This window comes from Brevundimonas sp. AC546, assembly GCF_979258305.1.
This window is the reverse complement of record NZ_OZ409849.1, coordinates 1,295,623-1,316,200: the sequence shown is the minus strand read 5'-3', so window position 1 is coordinate 1,316,200 and position 20,578 is coordinate 1,295,623. Positions and strand designations below refer to the sequence as shown.

At 63.3% G+C, this 20,578-nt stretch carries 18 protein-coding genes and 1 tRNA gene; 9 read left to right on the top strand and 10 right to left on the bottom strand.

Annotated elements, in window-relative coordinates; all coding sequences use genetic code 11:
- Nucleotides 1-43: 43 nt before the first annotated feature.
- The 6 genes from ACZZZD_RS06485 to msrA all read right to left on the bottom strand — a co-directional run bounded on the left by ACZZZD_RS06485 (nucleotide 44) and on the right by msrA (nucleotide 7,060).
- Entirely contained in the window at nucleotides 44-361 is a 318-nt protein-coding gene (locus ACZZZD_RS06485; RefSeq protein ID WP_159845823.1) for a hypothetical protein, read from the bottom strand.
- A 117-nt stretch (nucleotides 362-478) separates the two neighbouring features.
- Nucleotides 479-2,443: a glucans biosynthesis glucosyltransferase MdoH gene (gene mdoH / locus ACZZZD_RS06480; RefSeq protein ID WP_463433709.1), complete on the bottom strand. Its 1,965-nt coding sequence runs from the start codon at nucleotides 2,441-2,443 to the stop codon at nucleotides 479-481.
- Between the two features lie 152 nt (nucleotides 2,444-2,595).
- Nucleotides 2,596-4,443, bottom strand: a complete 1,848-nt coding sequence (locus ACZZZD_RS06475) for an acyltransferase family protein (protein ID WP_463433707.1) — start codon at nucleotides 4,441-4,443, stop codon at nucleotides 2,596-2,598.
- Nucleotides 4,444-4,521: 78 nt separating this feature from the next.
- Complete coding sequence (locus ACZZZD_RS06470) at nucleotides 4,522-4,821, bottom strand: HigA family addiction module antitoxin (protein ID WP_463433705.1); 300 nt, start codon at nucleotides 4,819-4,821, stop codon at nucleotides 4,522-4,524.
- A gap of 196 nt (nucleotides 4,822-5,017) precedes the next feature.
- Nucleotides 5,018-6,340 carry a 2-oxoadipate dioxygenase/decarboxylase family protein gene (locus tag ACZZZD_RS06465; protein WP_463433703.1) on the bottom strand — a complete coding sequence of 441 codons (1,323 nt, stop codon included), beginning with the start codon at nucleotides 6,338-6,340 and terminating at the stop codon, nucleotides 5,018-5,020.
- 69 nt (nucleotides 6,341-6,409) lie between these two features.
- A complete protein-coding gene (msrA, locus tag ACZZZD_RS06460) occupies nucleotides 6,410-7,060 on the bottom strand; it encodes a peptide-methionine (S)-S-oxide reductase MsrA (protein WP_463433701.1) in 651 nt (216 codons plus the stop codon).
- A gap of 139 nt (nucleotides 7,061-7,199) precedes the next feature.
- Here msrA and ACZZZD_RS06455 point away from each other — a divergent pair.
- Nucleotides 7,200-7,289: transfer RNA gene (locus ACZZZD_RS06455), tRNA-Ser, on the top strand.
- A gap of 94 nt (nucleotides 7,290-7,383) precedes the next feature.
- Here ACZZZD_RS06455 and ACZZZD_RS06450 read toward each other — a convergent pair.
- From ACZZZD_RS06450 to ACZZZD_RS06440, 3 genes are read right to left on the bottom strand one after another with little or no spacing between them, the layout of a single operon-like run.
- Nucleotides 7,384-8,415 carry a tyrosine-type recombinase/integrase gene (locus ACZZZD_RS06450; protein WP_463433699.1) on the bottom strand — a complete coding sequence of 344 codons (1,032 nt, stop codon included), beginning with the start codon at nucleotides 8,413-8,415 and terminating at the stop codon, nucleotides 7,384-7,386.
- Nucleotides 8,412-8,633: a MerR family transcriptional regulator gene (locus tag ACZZZD_RS06445; RefSeq protein WP_463433697.1), complete on the bottom strand. Its 222-nt coding sequence runs from the start codon at nucleotides 8,631-8,633 to the stop codon at nucleotides 8,412-8,414. The genes ACZZZD_RS06450 and ACZZZD_RS06445 overlap by 4 nt, the downstream gene beginning before the upstream one ends.
- A gap of 29 nt (nucleotides 8,634-8,662) precedes the next feature.
- Nucleotides 8,663-9,433, bottom strand: coding sequence for a hypothetical protein (locus ACZZZD_RS06440; RefSeq protein ID WP_463433695.1), 771 nt, complete (start codon nucleotides 9,431-9,433; stop codon nucleotides 8,663-8,665).
- Between the two features lie 320 nt (nucleotides 9,434-9,753).
- Between ACZZZD_RS06440 and ACZZZD_RS06435 the strand changes: the two genes are divergently transcribed.
- From ACZZZD_RS06435 to ACZZZD_RS06425, 3 genes are read left to right on the top strand one after another with little or no spacing between them, the layout of a single operon-like run.
- Complete coding sequence (locus tag ACZZZD_RS06435) at nucleotides 9,754-10,083, top strand: plasmid mobilization protein (RefSeq protein ID WP_463433693.1); 330 nt, start codon at nucleotides 9,754-9,756, stop codon at nucleotides 10,081-10,083.
- Nucleotides 10,080-11,873, top strand: a complete 1,794-nt coding sequence (gene traI, locus ACZZZD_RS06430) for a TraI/MobA(P) family conjugative relaxase (protein WP_463433691.1) — start codon at nucleotides 10,080-10,082, stop codon at nucleotides 11,871-11,873. Before ACZZZD_RS06435 ends, traI begins: the two co-directional genes overlap by 4 nt.
- Nucleotides 11,874-11,881: 8 nt before the next feature.
- The gene (locus tag ACZZZD_RS06425) at nucleotides 11,882-12,244 is read left to right on the top strand and encodes a DUF2293 domain-containing protein (protein WP_463433689.1); all 363 of its coding nucleotides are present in this window, start codon (nucleotides 11,882-11,884) and stop codon (nucleotides 12,242-12,244) included.
- A gap of 47 nt (nucleotides 12,245-12,291) precedes the next feature.
- On the opposite strand, the gene ACZZZD_RS06420 is transcribed toward ACZZZD_RS06425, so the two are convergent.
- The gene (locus ACZZZD_RS06420; RefSeq protein WP_463433687.1) at nucleotides 12,292-12,855 is read right to left on the bottom strand and encodes a hypothetical protein; all 564 of its coding nucleotides are present in this window, start codon (nucleotides 12,853-12,855) and stop codon (nucleotides 12,292-12,294) included.
- Between the two features lie 807 nt (nucleotides 12,856-13,662).
- On the opposite strand from ACZZZD_RS06420, the gene ACZZZD_RS06415 reads away from it, so the two are divergent.
- The 5 genes from ACZZZD_RS06415 to ACZZZD_RS06395 all read left to right on the top strand — a co-directional run bounded on the left by ACZZZD_RS06415 (nucleotide 13,663) and on the right by ACZZZD_RS06395 (nucleotide 20,576).
- On the top strand, nucleotides 13,663-15,789 hold the full coding sequence (locus ACZZZD_RS06415; protein WP_463433685.1) for a sensor histidine kinase: 2,127 nt from the start codon (nucleotides 13,663-13,665) through the stop codon (nucleotides 15,787-15,789).
- Nucleotides 15,790-17,112, top strand: coding sequence for a hypothetical protein (locus tag ACZZZD_RS06410; RefSeq protein ID WP_428156299.1), 1,323 nt, complete (start codon nucleotides 15,790-15,792; stop codon nucleotides 17,110-17,112).
- A gap of 152 nt (nucleotides 17,113-17,264) precedes the next feature.
- Nucleotides 17,265-18,362 carry a hypothetical protein gene (locus tag ACZZZD_RS06405; RefSeq protein WP_463433683.1) on the top strand — a complete coding sequence of 366 codons (1,098 nt, stop codon included), beginning with the start codon at nucleotides 17,265-17,267 and terminating at the stop codon, nucleotides 18,360-18,362.
- 503 nt (nucleotides 18,363-18,865) lie between these two features.
- On the top strand, nucleotides 18,866-20,131 hold the full coding sequence (dcm, locus tag ACZZZD_RS06400; RefSeq protein ID WP_463433681.1) for a DNA (cytosine-5-)-methyltransferase: 1,266 nt from the start codon (nucleotides 18,866-18,868) through the stop codon (nucleotides 20,129-20,131).
- On the top strand, nucleotides 20,124-20,576 hold the full coding sequence (locus ACZZZD_RS06395; protein ID WP_428156296.1) for a very short patch repair endonuclease: 453 nt from the start codon (nucleotides 20,124-20,126) through the stop codon (nucleotides 20,574-20,576). Before dcm ends, ACZZZD_RS06395 begins: the two co-directional genes overlap by 8 nt.
- Nucleotides 20,577-20,578 lie beyond the last annotated feature (2 nt).

The window sequence follows — 20,578 nt, the reverse complement described above, 5'->3', positions numbered from 1 at the left end:
GCGGACGAGCGCGCGGGTCGTTCCGACGGCTCAGGTTCGGTTTTTAGCCGACGCGGTGGACGATGGTCTTGATGGTCTCGGCCTTGGTCGGCAGGTCGGCGGCGAGGCGCGAGGCGATCTCGCGGGCGCCGACGGGATAGGCGTCGCCACCGTCGGCGATGGCCTTGGCCTTGGCGGCGGCGTCGAGCAGCAGTTTCTCCAGCGCCTCGATCTCTTCCAGCGCCAGGGAGTGGGCCTCCATCTGGAGGCGTTTGACGCGGTCGGCGGTGGTCTCGGGCGCACGCATCAGGTCATAGACGGCGGACTCGGTTTCCACGATCCGCAGGTCAGGCTTGGCGTCGGTGTTGGTCTTGTTGGTCATGGAATCGGGTCCACAGCAGGGCTGAACATCAAGGGTGGACGCGATCCCGTCGCACGTCGAGCGTGGCTGTAACGGTTGTGGCGGCGCTGTGGCCGCCACGCATCGCTTTTGGATCGATCAGAGCTCGGGTGCGCGGGCCGGGACCATGGCCGGGGCGGCGACGGGGGCCAGGACGCCGCCGGCGACCGCACGCAGCGGCGAGCGCGGCGTGTGCAGGACGGCCGGCGAAACGCTGACGCCGTCCTGGGCCGGGGTGACCAGATAGCCCTTGGCGGCCAGGGCGTCGCCCGAACGGACGCGCGAGGTCCAGACGACGATGGGCGCGGCCAGCAGAAGCGGCAGGACGATCGGGGCGAACCAGGTGGCCAGGTCGGGGCGGACGCACAGCGGGATCATGAAGCCGACGCCGACGATCATCTGCCAGCGCATGGCGCGGAAGGCGTCGGACCAGGCCAGGCCGTCGGCCTCGCGCTGCTGGGTCGACCAGCCGGTGTCGTGGCCCGAGACGATCTGGATGAAGGCCTTGGTGTTGGCGACCATCAGGATGGGGGCCAGGATGGCCGACAGGGCGATCTCGGCCGCCATGCCCTTGGCGATGGCGCGGCGGCCGCCGAAGGCGCGCAGCTCGGCCGGACGGCTGAGGACCAGGGCGGCGCCCATGAACTTGGGTCCGATCAGCAGCACGCCCGACAGGAAGGAGGCCAGCATGAACGGCGTGAACTGGGGGTTCAGGATGTAGAAGAAGCTGGACCAGTCGACCGGATAAAACATCTGGATGAACAGGCCGACCATCAGCGACGCCAGCCACAGGGGCGACGACAGATAGGCCATGCAGCCCATGGCCAGTTGGAGGCGGCTCATGGGCGACAGGCCCTTGGCGCCGATCAGGCCCAGGTGCTGCAGGTTGCCCTGGAACCAGCGGTGGTCGCGGCGGATGAAGTCGGTGATCGACGGCGGGGTCTCTTCCCACGAACCGTCCAGCGAGGCGGTGACGTGGACGGCCCAGCCGGCGCGGCGCATCAGGGCGGCCTCGACGACGTCATGGCTCATGACATGACCGCCGAAGGGCTTGCGGCCCTTCAGGTGCGGCAGGCCGCAGCAGGCGGCGAAGGCGCGGGTGCGCAGGATGGCGTTGTGGCCCCAGTAGCTGGATTCCGAACCGGTCCAGTACGCGAGACCCGCAGCGGCGACGCGGCCGTACAGGCGCACCGAATACTGAGACACGCGCGCGAAGATGGTGCGGGCCTTGATGATGACCGGGGCGGTCTGGATCAGGCCGACGCCCGGATTGCGTTCCATGGCGTCGACCATGCGCAGCAGGGTCTCGCCGGCCATGGTGCTGTCGGCGTCCAGGACGATCATGTTCTCGTAGGCGCCGCCGAAACGACGGACCCATTCGGCGAGATTGCCGGCCTTGCGCTCGGCATTGTCCGTGCGGCGGCGATAGAAGGCCTTGGAGTTGGCGGTCAGGCGGAACGACTGGAACACCGAACGCTCGGACGCGGCGGCGTCTTCCTTGGTCGAGTCGCTGAGCACGAAGATGTCGAAGGCCGAGGACGCGCCCAGGCGGGCCAGCGAGCCGTCGATCATCGCCAGGCGCGCGAAGGAGGCGCGGGCGTCTTCGTTATACAGCGGCATCAGCAGGGCCGTGCGGGTGCGCGGCAGGGGCGGGTGCGGCGAGAAGGCCAGGTCCGCCTGGTCCTTGCCGCGCAGCATGACGAACAGACCCATCAGGCCGCTGATGAACCAGCAGGAGATGGCGGTGATCAGGACCATGAAGATGCCGAAGGCCAGGATCTCGGTCCCGTCCCAGCCCTTGCGGGCATACAGGTAGAAGGGCGTGATGGCCGACAGGCTGGTCAGGGCGATGGTGCCGGCCAGCAGCATCATGCGGCGCATGGCGACGGTGCGCGGCGAGGTCGCGGGCGTCACGTCGGCGACGGCGTCGGGTGCGCTCAGAGACTGAACCGGCATGGCCAGCGGCGCCTCGTCGGGCAGCCACGACCAGCTTGGCGTGTGAGCGCCGTGGTTCGTCGTCTCGATATCAGCCTGTTCGACAGGCCGGATCGCCAGCTTGTTCATGCCGCTCTGGACGCCCCCGTGTGAACCGGATGTCTTCCCGAGGGCTGGGAAGACGCGGAGTGCTGCACTGCAACACGACCCCCATACTCGATCACATTCGCGCGATTTTCAATCACGCAATGTTGATATGGGCAAAAAAAGAGGGGGAAAATTTACAGCGAAGCTTCGATCGCGGCGGAAGACGGGCGAGGGGCCGGCAATTCCGTGGCGACCGACAGCAGTTTACGGTCCAGAACCCAGGCCGCAACCCCCACCCAGCACACAAGGACGATGGCGTAGAGCCGTTCCCACCAGCCGACATTGGCGTCGTTGACCGTGCCGGGCAGGACCAGGTGCTTGGTCAGGACCGTCAAGATGGCCATGGCGACGAAGGTGACGGCCAGGAAGATCTTTAGGCGCGGCAGGTCGCGGCGCCTGGCCAGGCCCCACAGCAGAAGAACCGGGGCTAGCTGGATGCCCAGCGCCAGATTGATGACCATATGGCGCGGATCGGGCCAGGGCCACAGGGTCGAGGCCGACATGCCCGCACCGGCCAGGACGAAGACCACGGCGATGACCGCCCCGGCGACGCGCGCCCCCGTCAGGGCGTAGACAGCCAGGCCGAAACCGATGCCCGCCAGCGCCGCCATGACCCCGGCGACGAAGACCCCGCCGTTGAAGATCATCGGCGCGCGCGCGGTCGCCCCGCCCAGTTCGCTGAGATACTGGGTCGCGTTGTTGAAGCCGGGATAGGCCAGGATGGCGGCGGCCACGACCGTCAGGGCGAGCAGGGGGGCGGCCACGCCCACGCCCAGCAGACGACGACGGCGGTGATAGCGCAGGCGGGGTTTCAGCAGGGCCTGGAGGTCCAGCGGCCAGGGCCGGTCGTCCAGCGGTTTCAGCCCCCATAGCGGCCGGATGACCGGAATGCGCCGCACGACCTCATAGACCGCCAGGCTGCCGACGAAGGTGATGGCGATCAGGGACAGCAGCTCGACCGGCGCCGGCAGCTCAGCCGGGCGGATGATCCAGACAGCGGCCACCAGCACCGTCTGGTGCGCCAGATAGAAGGGGAAGGTCGCCTGGGTCAGATAGTTCAACACCGGCCCGCCGCAGTCGCGCAGATGTCTTGAGCCGAAGCCCAGGATGGTGACGATCACCGCCCACTGATCGATGCCGTAGACGACGGCCTTGGGCACGCCCCAGAAGGCGCGGCCCCCCGGATGCCAGACCTGGATCATCATGATCGGCAGGGCGACCGCCGCCAGGGCCAGGGCGACCCAGCGATAATGCTCCATCGTGCGCCACAGGCCCTCGCGCCTGACGACGCTGAAGCCGAACAGGAAGGCGACCAGCGACAGGGCGTGATTGTACCAGTCGTTGTGCAGGGTGTTGGTCAGGCCGAACCAGGGGAACAGGCCGATGCGGATGGCGATCAGATAGAGGATCGGCAGGATCAGCAGCCCCGGCCCCTGAAGCGCCTTTTCCAGCCCGTCGCCCAGCCGCTTGATCAGGCCCGGCACGCGCCACAGCAGGACGGCGACGAGGCTGTAGACCGCGATATAGACGATGAACCACAGGTGGTTGACGGGGACGCCGTCGGCGAGGCCGCTCCAACTGAACTCATGCACCAGCCAGGCAGCATAGCCCGACACGTCGTTCGGCCAGCCGCCTTTGTCCATCGCCTCGATCCACGACTGGATCGGCACCAGGACCAGCGCCCCGAAGATCAGCGGCGGGACCAGGCGGGCGAACCGGGCGCGGGCGACCTGACGCGGGGTGCGCCTGAAGGTCATGAACCGCAGCGCCGCCCCCGACACCAGGAACAGCAGGGTCAACCGCCAGGGATTGGTGATCAGGATGGCTTCGCGCATCCACTCGAAGGTGTGGGCGCTGTGGATGTGCCAGTCGTAGACCCCGTAGACCAGGCCCACATGATACAGGATCAGCAGGCCGAACGCGCCGACCCGGATCCAGTCGAGATCATAACGGCGCACGGACGGGGAGACGGACGGGTTCACGGCCGCGTCTATGATCCGGGGACGCGGATCAGGCAAGACGCCGGATGGACGCGGGGCGGTGGGATGCAGGCTTGGGGATCAGGCGGCGGCCAGCGGCCGGACCCTGATGTCCTGTTCGTGGGCGCGGGCCTTGGACAGATCGTGCCTGGCCTGCATCCGCATCAGGGTGTCGGCGCTGACGCCGAACAGCTTTTCGAACCGGATGGCCATTTCGGCCGACACGCCTGCCTTGCCGTTCAACAGATTGCTGGCGGCCTGACGCGTCACGCCCAGCGCCTCGGCCAGGGCGGTGACGCTGAGATCTCTGGGCGTGACCAGTTCGTCACGGAGCCAGGCGCCCGGATGAACCGCGAAGGTGGAATGAAGTTGGATCGCCATGATCGAATGGATGACGGGTCTGCATAGCGACCGTCAAGTGATGCGTGTCGTTGTGTAACTCCGCTCATCCCGGCGAAAGCCGGGACCCAGTGCTTTCGCGAGAAGGCTGCGTGGGATCATGGCGCGTCATCACGTGATCAAGGCTGGAGCGCCCAAAGATCTGGGTCCCGGCTTTCGCCGGGATGAGCGGTGAAAACTATGCCGGAACGGCCAAGCCCAGCGCCTTCAGCGTCGCGGCGATGGAGGCGTCCTGTTCGGCGCGATACAGGGCCATTTCGTCCCGCACCGGGCGGCCCAGCGCCTGCTCGAAATCGGCCCTGGCCGGGTCGACGGCATAGGCGGCGGCGCGCGCCTCGGCGCCCAGGTTGGACTGGAAGATGCCGGCGGCGCTGACGGGCAGGAAGTCCTCGTAGGTGATCGGTTCGGCGACGACGTGGCCCAGGGCGATCAGGTCTTCCAGGTCGGCGATCTTCGCCCGCGCAGCCAGCCCCTGCGGCGTCGCGCGATAGCGGAACCAGGCCAGGTCGCCGCGACGCAGGGCATCCCAGTCGTCGGGCAGGGCGGAGAAATCCTTGGACGCCAGGGCGGCGTCATAGAGGGCACGCCCGGCGGGGGTCAGGGCGCAGCCGCGCTGTTCTATTTCGCCGAAGCGGGCGGTGTGGGTTCCGGCTGTGGTCCCCTCGGCGCTTGGAAAGGCGATGGCTTCCTCCAGCGCCTTGAAGCTGGTCTGGCGCAGCAGGATGGGACAGGCGCGGGTGGGCGGACCCTCGATGGTTTCCTTGGGCGTGATGCCGCGTTCGGGCATGGCCGCCTGGGCCGCGTCGATATCCAGCGTGCGCGGCGTCAGGTGGTTGATGTGCGGTCCCTTGAAGCTGACCACGTCGGCGATCAGCCGGTGGGCGGCGACCAGGCGTTCGTAGGTCTCTGCGCTGACCGTCGCCTGGGCGTGCCAGCGGAAGGTCTCCAGCAGTTCGGACACGAACCGGTCGGCCTGGTTCTCGTCCAGTCCGCCGGCGGACTCGGCCGTCTGAATCAACTCACGTGCGCCGGGGGTGAAGATGTCGCGGCGGGCCAAGGTCGAAGCGGCCTCCTCGCGCAGGGCTTCGTCTTCGATCAGCTCCAGCCGCAGCAGGGAGGTGAAGACCCGGAACGGATTTCGCGCCAATGCGGCCGGATCGACCGGACGGAAGGCGGTCGAATGGACCGGCACTCCGGCCGGCGCCAGGTTGTAATAGCTGACCGGCGCCATCCCCATGACTGCAAAAGCGCGGGCGATGGTGGCCAGTTCGGCCGCCGTGCCGACGCGGATGGCGCCGTGGCGCTCCTCCGACAATCGCGCCAGTTCGCCCGACGCCGCCAGCCGGTCCGCCCCGTTTGTGTCGGCCTTCAGCGCCTGAGCGTTGATGTCCGCCACCAGCGTCAGCAGGTCGCCGTATTGCGGCACCTCGGCCCGGTAGAGGGCGGACAGGGCGGCCGAGAACCGGCTGCGGATCTCGTCAGGATGGACGAAGGCGGACATGATCGCTCCCACTTTTCGCCGATCCATAGGCCGGTCGGCCGCCGGTTGGAACCCGGCGGCCGTTTCAGGTCAGGCCGCGACGCCGACGCCGATCGGGCAGACCACGCCGGTCCCACCGATGCCGCAGTATCCGGCCGGGTTCTTGGCCAGATAGCCTTGGTGATAGCCCTCGGCGTAGAAATACTCGCCCGCAGGTTCAATCTCGGTGGTGATCGTTCCGCGACCCGAGGCCGTGAGGGCGCCTTGATAGGCGTCGCGCGAGGCCTCGGCTTCGGCCTGCTGCTCGGCGTTCAGGGTGTAGATGGCCGAGCGATAGGTGGTGCCGACATCATTGCCCTGACGCATGCCCTGCGTCGGATCGTGGTTTTCCCAGAAGGCCTTGAGCAGTTCGGCATATCTGATCACATTTGGGTCGAACACCACCTTGACCACCTCGGTATGACCGGTGCGGCCGGTGCAGGTCTCTTCATAGGTCGGGTTCGGCGTGATCCCGCCAGCATAGCCGGCCGAGGTCACCCACACGCCCGGCAGTTGCCAGAAGATGCGCTCCACGCCCCAGAAACAGCCCATACCGAAGATGGCGGTCTGGAACCCCTCGGGATAGGGGCCCTTCAGCGGATTGCCGCTGACATAGTGGTTGGCGTCGGTGGCCAGGGGCTCGGCGCGGCCGGGCAGGGCGGTGTCGGCGGTGGGCATTTCGGGGCTTTTCTTGAACAGCATCTGCGGCTCCCTCATCGGAAAATGGCGTTGAAGTCCATATGGGGATGCGAGAGGCGCTTGCCGAGGGGGCGAGGGTGTTCTATCAGGCCCGCCTCCCGCCGGATCGACCTCCGGCGGCGCGCAAGACGTGGCGTGAAACGGACAGGTGGCGGAGTGGTCGATCGCGCACGCTTGGAAAGCGTGTGTAGGTGAAAGCCTACCGAGGGTTCGAATCCCTCTCTGTCCGCCACCCCGCCAAAAATATCTATATATGTCATGGTTTTACCTTCCGGTTTGTCTAACCGCTTGACGGAAGTTAGACAGATTTGTTCTGGCTTCGTGCCTTAGGCGATGCGCGTCATGGCACCATCGGCAAGTCCGCGACGGTTTGCGTCGCGCGTGTAGCGCTCGACTTCCTTGAGGCTTTGGTGGCCGGTGATCGCCATGATTTCATGAGGGGAGCAGCCTGCTTCCGCCAAGCGACGGGCCGCCGCCTTTCGTAATCCGTGAGCCGAGCAGTGCGGCAGGCCAGCGGCCACAGCTGCCTTTTTGATCCAGTTGCCGAAGCCCTTCTCGGAATAGGGCTTTCCATGCTGCGTGGTCAGAATGACTAGGTGCCCTAGCTTGGTCGCTGCGAGGGACGTCTGGAGACGGGGATGCTGCGGAATATCGACCGGTTGCCCGGTCTTGTCCTGTTTCACGATGACCCTGTCGCCTGCGACCTGGTGAATGGTCATCTGTCGCACGTCACCGGACCGCTGCGCGGTGTAGAGCAAAAGATCGAAGCCCAATCGCTGGTTAGACCCCACGGGCCATCGCGCCTCGAACTTTGCGATTTCCTCATCCGTCCAGGTGTGAAAGCCGTTTGTCTGGTGCTTGAGCATACGCACGCCCATGGTCGGGTCCACAGCGATGAGGCCACGATCCACGGCGAACCGCATCACAGACCGGAGGACTTTCAGCATGGTGTTCGCGGGGGTCACCGTGTTCCCCTGCTCTATCATTTCTCGCGCGAGTTCATCCATCTGTTGGCGGATATGGCGGGCCTCAAGTCGGTTGAATGGCTTGTCGCCGTGCACGTCGCGGTACCGGTCCAGAACGCCTTTATATGTGCGTTTCGTACGCGGTTTCAGTTGGAGGAATCTTGCGGAGCTATAATACGCGACGGCCAGTGCGTGGATCGATCCTGGCTTTGTGCGGTCTTGTCCGATCGCCTTCGGTTGCGATTCACAAGCCGCTGCGTACCAAGCCCACCAGTCTTCCGTACCGAAGATCGCCCGTGTCTGGCTTTGTGGTGAGCCGGTGCGCCTGAACCGCCAGCGAAGTATGCCGTGACGGTCACGATACCCAGAAACGAACTTCGGCTTTGTCTTCACGCCACGGCGTCCCAGGGATTATCGAACGGGTCCGGTCCATCGTCAGGCAGTGCCGAAAAAGCGCGATCGATCGCATCACGATCCCAAATCTTACGGCCATCGATCCGCTTTGCAGATGGCATTCGACCGTCGTCTACTAGCTGATCGAACTTGGAGACGCTGATCCCGATGTATTGGCTGGCCCAGATGCGGCAAAGTCCGCGCGGGGCCAGGCTCACGGGTAGGTCTGGTCGGTTGCGAGCCATCGTCAAGCTCCTTGGCCAGGTGTTGCCGCTGGTGCAGGGCCATCGGACTGGCCTGCCTCAATGCGTCTGAGCAATGCGTCATGACGGCGGATAAAGGGGTGATCGATGCCGCGCACGCAGTTCATGGCGAGGTGAGCGGCGATGGCCGCCAGTCGTATTGACGTAACCTTGGCCCTTGTGGCGTTGTCGAACGGGCCGACCGATTTCAGGCGTTCCAAAATAGGGGCGGGCTGCGGCAATCCGTCTTGCGTAAAGCGCAGATACACGTCCTCGCCGCTCCGGACGTAGACGTTGATATCGCCCGACCAACCGAAGCGGTCGTGGCGAACAATGAATGAGATTTCAGACGGCCTTCGGTCCCCGCCCCCTACCGTGTCCGCAGGCGAGCATTCGCCATTGGCGTACTGCTCCAAAAGGAGCGTCAAGCATTCCAGCATCGTCGCGCCGGGCTCCAGGCCGATCCCAACCGGTCGTTGACTGAGTGGGAATTTCTCGTGAACGCCGTCGTACGTACGGCCCTCCGATCCTTCGAGGAGGCGCAAGTTCCCGACATGCCGAAGGGTATCGGCGGCGCGAGTGTTGTCACCTCCCGAGGCCACAGCAAGCAGCATGGCGGCGGCATCGCGCTCGGTCATGTGGGCCGCGCTACGGCCGCGCCCTCCGGTCGTGATGTAACCGGCTTCCCTAAGCGAGCGAGCGAGGACGACCATTCCGGGTTCCGGATCGCCGGTAACCTCCGCCAAGACGCCGACAAGTTGGGAAAGCAATGCCATGCATCATTCGTAGCTTGCGCAGATCGAAAGATCAACCATCATGTGCGGGTCCCGCAGATGCCTGACTTTGGACGGATCTGCCTCAGCCGGACACATGGAAAGAGATGGAAATCTATGGAAAGACTTGGATCCGCTCCTCGCCCTGCATGGCTCAAAGCCCCGTCGTTTGAGGCGGTTTCCATGCCTTTCCATCCTTTGCCTGGCGTTAGATGGCAGGATATGCATTCCGATATCAGTTCGCGGTGCTCCCTCCCCCGGAATGCGGCTTACTTGCCTGCGGCTCGACGCTCCGCTGGCGCGGGGTTTTGGAGGGCGGCGGTATGAGGGCCGCTCGGGAGCGCGCACTTCATGTCGTGCTGAGCGAAGAGGAACACGCGCACATCAAGGCCACCGCCGCATCGGCCGGGATGTCGATGGCGGAGGTGGTCCGCCGGCTCACAAAGGGGGCCGAACTCAAGTCCCGATTGGACGGAGAGCGGGTCGAGGAGATTATCCGCACTAGGGGCGATCTGAACCGCCTGGGTAACCTTTTGAAGCTGTGGCTCGATCAACGCCCGGGCGAGGGCGCGAGCGCTCAGGAGGTCGCGGCCCTCGCCGAGCAGATCGCCGCGACATCGGAGGAAATCCGTCAAAAGGTGCGCGCTCTTTGATCGCGCATCACATCGCCCGCAAAGCGGGAGCCGGCGCCTATGCGCGCCTCGGCTGCTACATCCTCGACATCAAACATCCCACCGACGAACAGGCGTTTGACCGGCTCGCTGGCTATGTCGTTGATCGCGTCGGTGGCGGGCATCGGGTGGTCGCCGCGCGGGTTACCAACTGCGCCGACGACGATCTCGAGATGGCCATCACCGAGATTGAACTGGTGCAGGCCCGGAATACGCGGTCGCAGTCGGACAAGTCCTATCACCTGGTCATCAGCTTTCCCGAAGGCGAACGGCCAACCCTGGAGCAGCTCCGCGACATCGAGGATCACCTCGTCGCGGCCATCGGCTTTTCGGAGCACCAACGGATCTCCGCCGTCCACGACGACACGGACAATCTTCACGTCCATGTGGCGATCAACAAGGTGCATCCGAAGACCCTGAGGAATGTCGCCCCCCATCACGACTATCCCAAGCTGATGGCGGCGTGTCGCGAGCTGGAGCTGCGCCATGATCTCCTTCAGGATAATCACGGACTGGTCAGTGATCAGATCCACGCTCTTGGCCAAGAGGCTGAGCCGACGCGGACGCCGGAACGGGCCAAGACGATGGAGGCGCATTCCGGGCGCCAATCGCTTTCGGGCTGGATCGCGACCCATGCGCGCGATGACATTCTGACGGTCGCCGCTACGGCCTCGTCTTGGGAGGTCGTTCATGAGGTCTTCGCCCGATACGGCTTGGAGCTTCGGCCAAAGGGGGCAGGGCTGGTCGCCGGCGTGCCGGGCACAAAAACCTGGGTGAAGGCCAGCAGCATCGACCGGAGCCTATCCGCCAAGGCGCTGACCGACCGTCTGGGCTCCTATAAGGCGCAGTTCTACGACTATGGGCGACCGCAACAGACCTATGACGGCGCCGTCCGGCGCAGCGCCCAGGCCCGCCGTCTGCACGCCGACTATCGGGCGGCCCGCACGGCGGCCGAACGAGGGCGAGCCGCCGCAATGGCAGAGGTCAATACGCGGCACGGCGACTACGCCCAACGTCTCCGCGAGCATTATCGCAAGGAGAAGGCGGTCATTCGCATAAGACACGACTTGCGAGGGCCGCTGCGCCGCGAAGCCCTCAGTCGCGTCGAAGCGTCCAGAAAGTCGGCCTATGCCGAGCGAGACCGGCTCCTGGCCGAGGACAGGGCGGCGGTGAAGGCCGCGCATCCGCTTCCGACCTGGCAGGGGTTTCTCCAAGAGCAAGCATCGCGTGGAGATGAGGCGGCGCTGTCGGCTCTTCGCTCGCGCACGGTTCGCCGGGCTGGTTCTTTCGGCGACATCATCACCGCCCAGGATCTCAGAGTCGTGCAGGACGTCCTGTATCAGCCGCGCATGCCGACGGTCATGCGGAACGGCGATGTGGTCTATCAGACCCGCGACGGCGGCCGCGTCACGGATCGAGCCGCCGACGTGCGGACCGACACCCTGTCGCGGGACGCCGCGTTTCTAGCCTTGGCGCTGGCGTCAGATCGCTTTCCCGGCCAGCCGCTTGTTGTGGACGGCAGTGACGCCTTCCGCGCGACGGTCCTCGAAATGTCGCTTGACCCCATCTTCCAGGTGACGTTCGCAGACCCTGACTTGGAGAAGGCGCGCAGAAGCGTCGCGCACGAGGAAGAGCGGAAACATCCGGCGCCGGAGCTGGTCCGAAGGGCGACCCCGCCTCTCGCTGAACTGCGAGGTGATGACCGGTTGATCCAGATCGAGAGTGAGCGCGATCACTCACGGGGTCGAAGCGGCCCAGAGCTCAGCCTTTAGGGACCCAAATGGCTAAATCACGCCGCGCGAAGAAGGCGGCCAAGTACACACTCGAACGGGTGCTGTCCCACCTCGACAACAAACATCCTGGGCTCCCGCCCGAACTGCGTCAGCGCTTTGGCAGCGAGATCGCCGACCGGCTCTGGAGCCCGCCGGTTAGCCTTGGACAGGCCGTGGGCATCGTGATGTCCACCTACGTCCGGCACGAACAAACCGACTACGATACCCTTATGCGCAAGCATAAGCTGACCCGCGACGAGGCGCGTCAGGTGGTGAAGGCGGAGCATGATGAGCTGCTGAAAGCTTGGTCGAAGTGCGAGATCGCGCCACCGGTGTCTCCCGATGTCAAATCGCCAGAAGGACTAGGCTAGAACTTGGCGCTAGCTAGGCGGGGCTGAGCTGCGTTCTGTCGAGCCAACTACGTTGGCTTCAGGTCTGCTGATCCCATCGCCCTTTGCAGCATCAAGATCGCTGCATGGACCTGTGCCATGTCGTTGCCGCAGCCCTTTTTAGCCCCGGAAGTTTGATGTCGCGGCTGCGGAATCCTCGCAGCCTTTCTCGCTTTTCGCTCATCCTGCTTTCGTACACGAAGCTGTCGCGCGATATCCGCGAGTTCGTGTCGACCTAACCGGTAGTTCACCTCGATGACGGGCGGAAAATCAATGCCGTGGCTTCGGAGCATGCCGCTCAAGCGGTTGTATTCACGAAGCTGTAAGTAGCCCATCCAAACATCGAAGAGTTCAGCCAGAGCATTCATCTCCCAATCCTCTAAGTCACAACCCTTGAGAGCCTGAAGTCCTTCGGAAACGCTCATCGTGAGTCCGTCCGTTCGCTTGCGACGCTCCTGACTGATCTCCAGCAGTTTTGCAGTTTGCGCGACCGTTGGCGTACGACGAGGCCAACTCGGGATGTTTTTGGCAAATTCGACCTCCCAATCATTGGGAAGCGCGCCGGCGAGATAGAGGTCGTGGACGAGGTCCATCAACCTCTTGGCTAGGCGTCGATCCATCAGGACATCACAGATCCGATCCACCGGCATTGGCCCCCCTCAAGAGCGCTCCCGTTAGGTAACAACGTTATCGATTCTGCTAGATTTTCAACTCCGGCCTTCGGCGGCATACATGCCCGGCGCTTCTCAACGAGATGTATGTATCCCTATCAGATCGATTAGCGCCCAGCCCTCGCGGCCCGGCGCGGCGCATCAGCCGCTCCACGCGGGAACGACCGATCCGACGTCCATGCCGGCGCAGGCTGGCATGGAGGTGGCGTCAATGACCCATTCGCTGAGGGACCTTCTCCGCCGGGACTTCAGCGGCGAAGAGACATGCGAACGAAGCCTTTGGCGGCTTACAGGGGGTCGGGACCGTCGGCTCCATGAATGCTTGGAGGTCCGATTCTGATTCAAGTCGGCGGTCCGAACGGCCGGCAATCGGCAGATCGACCTGAGCTCGCTACATAGCGGCGCTCTGGCAATAGCTCCCTAACCTACGGACCCGCAATGAAGACGACCTAAATGTCGGCCGTACGGGGGCGGCGGAAGCTCTTTAACAATCAATCTGAACTCATCCGGAGGCTTAGTTCATGTACCCATGCGTTCTAAGTAGTCGCGAGCCTAGTGCTCGGAACTACTCGCTCGCTAACATAGTCCATCGCCAGCAAAGATTCTATCGGTCTGACGGACGCTGAGCTCACGCTGGCGTTTTGGTTTAGAACACGCGTACGATATGAGGGCATATTGGCTAGTGGCGGCAACCGGAGGCGGTGGACCGTCTAGGCGACTGGGGGGCGAGTGAACGACACGACAGAAAGCTTGGCTTTCCGGCCTCGGGCAAGACTGCTCCAGCTTCTTGGAGACGAGTTGATCGGAAGCGCCCGGCTGGCCGTCTTCGAACTGGTCAAGAACGCCTATGACGCGGACGCCACGGACGTATCCGTCAGTCTGAACCGCATTCTCGAGAAGGATGCGAACATTGTTGTGACCGACAATGGCGAGGGTATGTCGCCAAACACGATCCGCAACATCTGGCTTGTGCCGGGTCACAACCACCGCGGCGTCGCCCGACGGAAGCTACAACGGACTACCGGCGGCAGGCTGCCGCTGGGCGAGAAGGGTCTTGGCCGGTTTGCGGTTCACAAGCTGGGCGACCGCATCGAGCTCGTGACGAAAGCCAGCGGACAGCCCGAATGCGTCGTCCAGATCGACTGGGAGCAACTTTCAAAAGCGGAGTTCCTGTCTGATGCGGCGGTTGAGGTCCGGACCCGCCCGCCAGAAGTGTTTCTCGATCAGGAAACGGGCACCCGTATTACGATCACCCGGCTTCGCGAGAACTGGACCCGGGGTGAAGTGCGACGCCTTTATCGCCAGATCACATCCATTGCGTCGCCGTTTAAAAGTCGCTCGGACGATTTTCGGGTGACGCTTGAAGTACCCACCCATCCAGACTGGATCTCCACTATACCGGATCTGCAGCGTCTTCTGGACCGTGCGCCGTGGCGATACACGTTTGAGATCGAAAACGGGATTTTTAGCTGGGACTATGAGTTCAGGGGTGTTCCGGGCTTGCGACTTGAAACTCGCCAGGAAACACAAACGGGCGAAAGACTCGAGGTTCCGGGTGGCCGGGAAGACGGCGAGGATGATCTCTTCAGCCGCCGCCGCCGGGTGCCGGTGCGGGTCGCAGATGCAGGCTTTTTCGACGGCATCGGCCCGATTCGCGGCGAGTTCTATGCATTCGACCGCTCCACCGAGATTTTGGCGCGCCTCGGTGAGAGTCAGTTCATCGAGAACTTTCTTGACCAGAACGGAGGGGTCCGCGTCTACCGCGACGGGATCCGCGTCTACAACTACGGGGAACCGGGGGACGACTGGCTGGGGCTTGACCTGAGACGGGTGAACTCGCCTGTCCAGAGCCTCAGCCGGAACCTTGTGGTGGGCGCGATCGACCTCGAGCTTGAGTTTAGCGGGGGGCTGGTCGAGAAGACGAACCGGGAAGGGTTTGTCGAGAGCCTTCAGTATTCGAGACTGCAACAAGCCGTCGTGGCGGCTCTCGCTCCGCTGCAGATTGAACGGGCCGAGGACAAGGAACGTATTCGGGCGGTGACTGGCAAGGCCATCACACAGGAGGAGCGGCGGATCGCTGCCCCTCTCGACCGGTTGCGCAGCGAGATCGAGAAAAGGAAACTGACGGGCGAGTTGGGGCCTCTCGTCAACAGGATCGAGAGCGATTATGGCGAGATGCGGGATACGCTTCTGCGGGCCGGTTTGTCGCAGCTAAGCTTGGCTCTCGTCTTTCACGAGATCGAACGCGGCGTCCGCGTCCTGGCGGAAGCCATATCGCGAAACGGGAACGCGGAGAGACTGCAGCTGGAGGCTCATGAGCTCGTCCGTCTCCTAGACGGAGCTTCCGACATGCTCAGACGCGGCGACCGGAAGAGCCACGATCTCAAGCAACTCCTCAAACGGGCGCGGGATGTTAATCGGGTCAGGTTTCGGGCTCACGCGATCAAGCTTCAATGCCCCCCGCTCGAGGACTCCGTTCCCCAGCCCGCGACGTTCGCGTTCGGCCTGACGCTGGGCGCCCTCAACAACCTCATCGACAACGCGATCCACTGGAATGAGATACGGCATCCCGAGGATCACGGTCAGCGCCGGATTTACGTCGGGATTCACGAGCTATCCGGCGGACCTGCAATCGTAGTCGCGGATAATGGTCCCGGGTTCAATGACGAACCGGAACGGCTCAAGCAACCCTTCTTCACGCGGCGCCCGACGGGAATGGGCTTGGGACTTTATTACGCCAATCTGGTCATGGAGCTCAACGAGGGTCGATTGCTTTTCCCATCTGCCGACGAGGCGGACATCCCCGAAGGTTACGACGGCGCAGTCGTGGCGCTCGCATTCCGGGCGGAGGGCTAGATGTTCACGCCACCGCGATTTGTTGTTGTCGATGACAAGCCCGAACATCTTCAGGCGATCGTGACCACATTCCGGTCCCTGGGGACGACCTGCAGCCCCATCCTCTATCGTCCTGAGGAAGATTTCGAGGGCGAACAGCTCCGGGGAGTCCGCGCCCTGTTCATGGACTTGAACCTGAACGCGGGTCCGGTCTCCAATGACCACAGCCAGCATTTTGCGACGATTGTCGGCCTACTTGAGGATCATATCACCGAGGCCGGCGGCCCGTTTGTTCTCGTGCTCTGGACTGAGAACGCGAAAGAGGCTCCCAATCTCATCAAATATATTGATGACAATCTCAGCCCGGAGACGCCTTGGGCTCGCCCCGTTGCGACTATGGGATTGTCCAAGACCGACTATCTTGTCGGCGACAAGTTGACTGCCGAAAAAGCCGAGGAGCTGAAGGATGCGATCCTGAAAAAGCTGGAAGACAGTCCCCAGATCGCCGCGCTCTTGACTTGGGAGGGCGAGGTTGTCGTCGCAGCGTCTGAAACTCTTCGGGCGCTCGTCGGCCAAGTCCCCCTCAACAAACGAAAACACGTCGATTTCGGTCCGGCCTTGGACGTCGTCCTCAGCCGACTGGCCCGCGCGGCCGTCGGGAAGCCCAATGCCGTCATCGACCCCCGTGCTGCTGTCAACGCCGTCCTCGGTCCGATCCTCTCGGACCGGCTCAGCCACGCTGTCGGCAACGGCACACTTTGGAAGAAGGCGTTGACCAGGGTTTCGAGGAGCAAACTGCCTGACATGCCCCTCGCTGATCAGGGTACCATGAACCGGATGCTGCATCTCGCCGAAGCGGGGTCAGAGCCGCAGATGCGAAGCAGCGACTGGGGCGTCGTCAGCGCCCCCAACTGGATAGCCGCGACCTATCTTTCACGGCTTGGCATTTCCAAAGAAAGTTTTCTCACCAAGGTCCTAAAGGTTCCGGTTGGTTCCCAAGCTGACGTCACCTTGGTAGTGGTTCGGGCTGGAGCGACGTGTGACCACGCCCAGGGGCGGGACGGTCCGGTGCCCTATTATGTCGGTGCCATCGTACCCGAGGAGATCATCCAGCAAAGGGAGGACGTCCCAGCTTCAGAGTGGATGTCGCCGGTGCTGAGTGTGCCCGGTACTGCCGGAAGCGTGAGGATCGCCGTCAATGCCCGGTTCCCCCTGACCCTGGTGCGGGATGTAGCCAATCGCATGACCCCGTCCTTCCGCATCAGAGAACAACTGCTGATGCAGATGATCACAGCGGCTGGTGACTATCAGAGCCGGCCGGGTATCGTTCAGTTGCCCGGGTAGTCCCCGCGATTGTACTTCTCCCGCGACCGCCGGGCGTCGAAGTCTCAAATCGCTGCCCGGTGTGAGGGATGCCCATGGCACAGACCGGCTTGGCGGTTTGCGCCGAATGACCGGGGGAGCGATACTGTCGTCTCAGGGTTGGTGAGGGCAGGTTGGCTTATAAGATCGTCAGCAACGGCGTGGCGTTGGACGCCCGGATCGAGATCGAGGGAACCGATATCCGGCTCTACAGCCGGAGTGGTCGCACCGGCTCTGCGGCAGCCAGGAACGTGGATTATTCGCCCGGGCTTCGCGCGCTGCTAACCCAGCTCAGGGCCGCGCAGATCGCCGTCACGGAGGGTTTTGTCGATAGCGGGCGGGTACAAATACTTCCTCTAGAAGACCGCCGTATCCTGTCGCCGAAGGATATAGGGGCTAGCCCAGACGAGCAGTTTCGGTTGCTCAGCCAGCGCATGCGACGGGTCGGACGAACGGATGACAGTCCCGGCGGAAACAATAACAAGCTGATCAGGCTCCGGACCTCTGCGAATACCCGGGAGCTCCTGCTGGCGCTCGATCTGGCGCCCACATCCACGGACGCCCGGAGTCTGAACCGGATTCCGGATATCCAGCTTGCGGCGGTGAGGCCTCACCACATCTGGACGGCTATCGAGGCGCTCCGGACACTCACAAGCTGGTCGCCCTATTACCCCTCGATCGACTACGATGTGCTGCTGGACGACGGTGTCCGACTTCCCCCGAAAGCCGTTTTCGGGCGCGCCGCGTCGCTCGCTCTGGGCCTCGAGGTCCTTCCGCGACATTTCTCAGGCGGGCTCGGAACCGTCTGCTTCGCGGCGCTCGAAGAGGCCGGATTCGTCATAGTGGCAAAGAACGGCTCGACGCCGGCTTCGAACCCCGCCGCTTCGGAAGAGGACGCTTGGGCGGAAGGAGCGCCTAAGCTGGGAAGCCACATGCGGCGAGAACGGGCGCGGGGCCTTTCAAGGGCGAAAAAGAGTGCGTTCATGGCGGCGAACGACGGCAGACTGTTTTGCGAGCAGTGCCTGCTGGAACCCGCTGTCGCGTTCAACGATCCCCTCGCCGATGCTTGTATCGAAGCGCATCACCGGGAAGTGGTTGTAGCGTCGATGGCGGAAGGTCATGTGACGAAGCTTGAGGATTTGGAGTGCCTCTGCGCGAATTGCCATCGTCTGGTCCATGCGCGCCTCAGGGCTGCCGAAAAGGCAGCCTTGGTCACGACCGCACCGGCTTGAGAACTTGGCAATGCGCTGGCTCAGCCTGCAGCCCCGGCGATCCCGCGCTGGAGGCGGCTCTTTTCCATCTTCGTGCTCTTCTTGAAAGGTCAGGCCATGTCCGGTCAGTCCGGACGTCGGCAGAAGCCTCGAACAGATCTGCCCGGACCCGCTTCAGCGACCAGCATCACGAGCGCGCCTAACAGGAAAAGGCGCGCCCCCCGTGCTCGGTGGCTACAACGGCCTGAACCAAGCTGGCCGGATATGGTCGGCGAGGCCGCCAGCGTGACGGGGGAAGCGAGTAAACACTCCGATATCGCGGCTTCCATTCGTAGACGCGAACACCGGCCAAAGGCGGGTTACGACCGAATCTGTCGTGCCTTAGATCGACACCCTCTTGAACTTGACGAACCCGGTTCGCGCGAATCTTGGATCTAAGGAAGAACAAAAAGAGAACAGGTGATTGTGCGGCGGGAATCTTTCTGCCATCCTGACGAAAATCGACACAGGGTCAGGGCGAATCAATGCAGAAGCCGCGCGACAGGCATAACGAATTCCGGACGCTGAGAATGCGGGCCGGTCTGAGTCGGGAGGAAGCGCGCGATCTTTTGAAGGTTTCAGACCACACCGCTTATCGCTATGACAATGGAACGAGCGTGCCCAATGCTCTGGCCCTTCAGGTTCTCAGTCAGGCTGCGGAACAGTCGCAGTCTTCGGGAAATGTTCCTTCCGCATTCCGGTTTATTGACCTGTTCGCCGGAATCGGGGGGCTGCGCTTAGGCTTTGAGAGTATTGGCGGCCATTGTGCGTTTACGTCCGAATGGGATTTGAATGCCCAGAAGACATATAATCTGAACTTCCGCGACAACCATGAGCTTGCCGGGGACATTCGTGAGTACGCGGCCGATCCGGCGCGGATTCCGGAACATGACCTGTTGCTGGCCGGCTTCCCCTGCCAGCCCTTTTCCATCGCCGGTGTGTCGAAAAAGAACGCCCTCGGGCGTCCGCACGGCTTTCTGTGCGACACCCAAGGGACGCTATTCTTCGATACCGCCCAAATCATCGCCCACCATCGGCCAGCGGCGTTCGTTCTTGAGAACGTCAAGAATCTGGAGCGACACGACGGCGGCAACACCTTCCGAACAATCATGCACGTGCTTCGCAATGAGCTGGGCTATCACGTCACTGCGCGAGTGATAAGCTCAGAGCCTTGGGTGCCGCAGAAGCGGGAACGAATCTTCATCGTCGGCTTCCGCGAGAAGAATGACTTCGATCTCGACGCCCTGAAACTTCCCGATAAGAAGGACGGCCCGAAGCTGGGCTCGATTCTCCAGCCGCATGAAGAGGTCGACCCCAAATACACGCTGACGCCGCGCCTGTGGGAGTATCTTAAGGCTTATCGGGCCAAGCACGCCGCTGCCGGCAACGGCTTCGGTTACAGCCTGTTCGGACCTAATGACGTCGCCCGGACCTTGTCAGCCCGCTACTACAAGGACGGGTCGGAGATCCTGATCGACCAGAACGGAGAGCGGCCGAGACGCCTGACGCCTCTTGAATGCGCCCGGTTGATGGGTTTTGAACGTGGCGAGCGACATTTCAAACTGTCGGGCTCCGACACCCAATCCTATAGGCAGTTCGGAAACTCGGTCGTCGTGCCGGTTGTCGAGTTCCTTGCCGCCGCCATGCGCCCGTATCTAGAAGAGGCGATCGCTCGCGGCCCCGCAGACGAAAGGCAGCCCGTGGCAACGGTGACGCGTCCTGATCGCGAGCCGGAGCTGGCCTTTGGCTGATATCGTCACGGCTGCAGTGCGCAGCCGGATGATGTCGGGCATCCGGAGCAAGGACACCAAACCCGAACTTGTACTTCGCAAGGCGCTGCACGCTCGAGGCTTTCGCTATCGTCTTCACGACCGATCCCTGCCTGGAAAACCGGACATCGTCTTCCCGGTTCGGCGGGCGGTCATCCAGGCGCACGGCTGTTTCTGGCACGGGCATGATTGCCATCTGTTCAAGTGGCCCTCCAGCCGGCCGGAGTTCTGGCGCGTTAAGATCGCCCGCAACCGGGAGGTCGATGTCCGCAACGAGGCGGCCCTCGCGACGCTCGGTTGGCGACAGGCCACAGTGTGGGAATGTGCGCTGAAGGGGCGAGAGCGCCTTCCGCTCGAGACAGTTGTGAGTGATTGTGTATCTTGGTTGCGCGACGGCGCAGGGCCGTTGGAGATTCGGGGAAGCTGAGC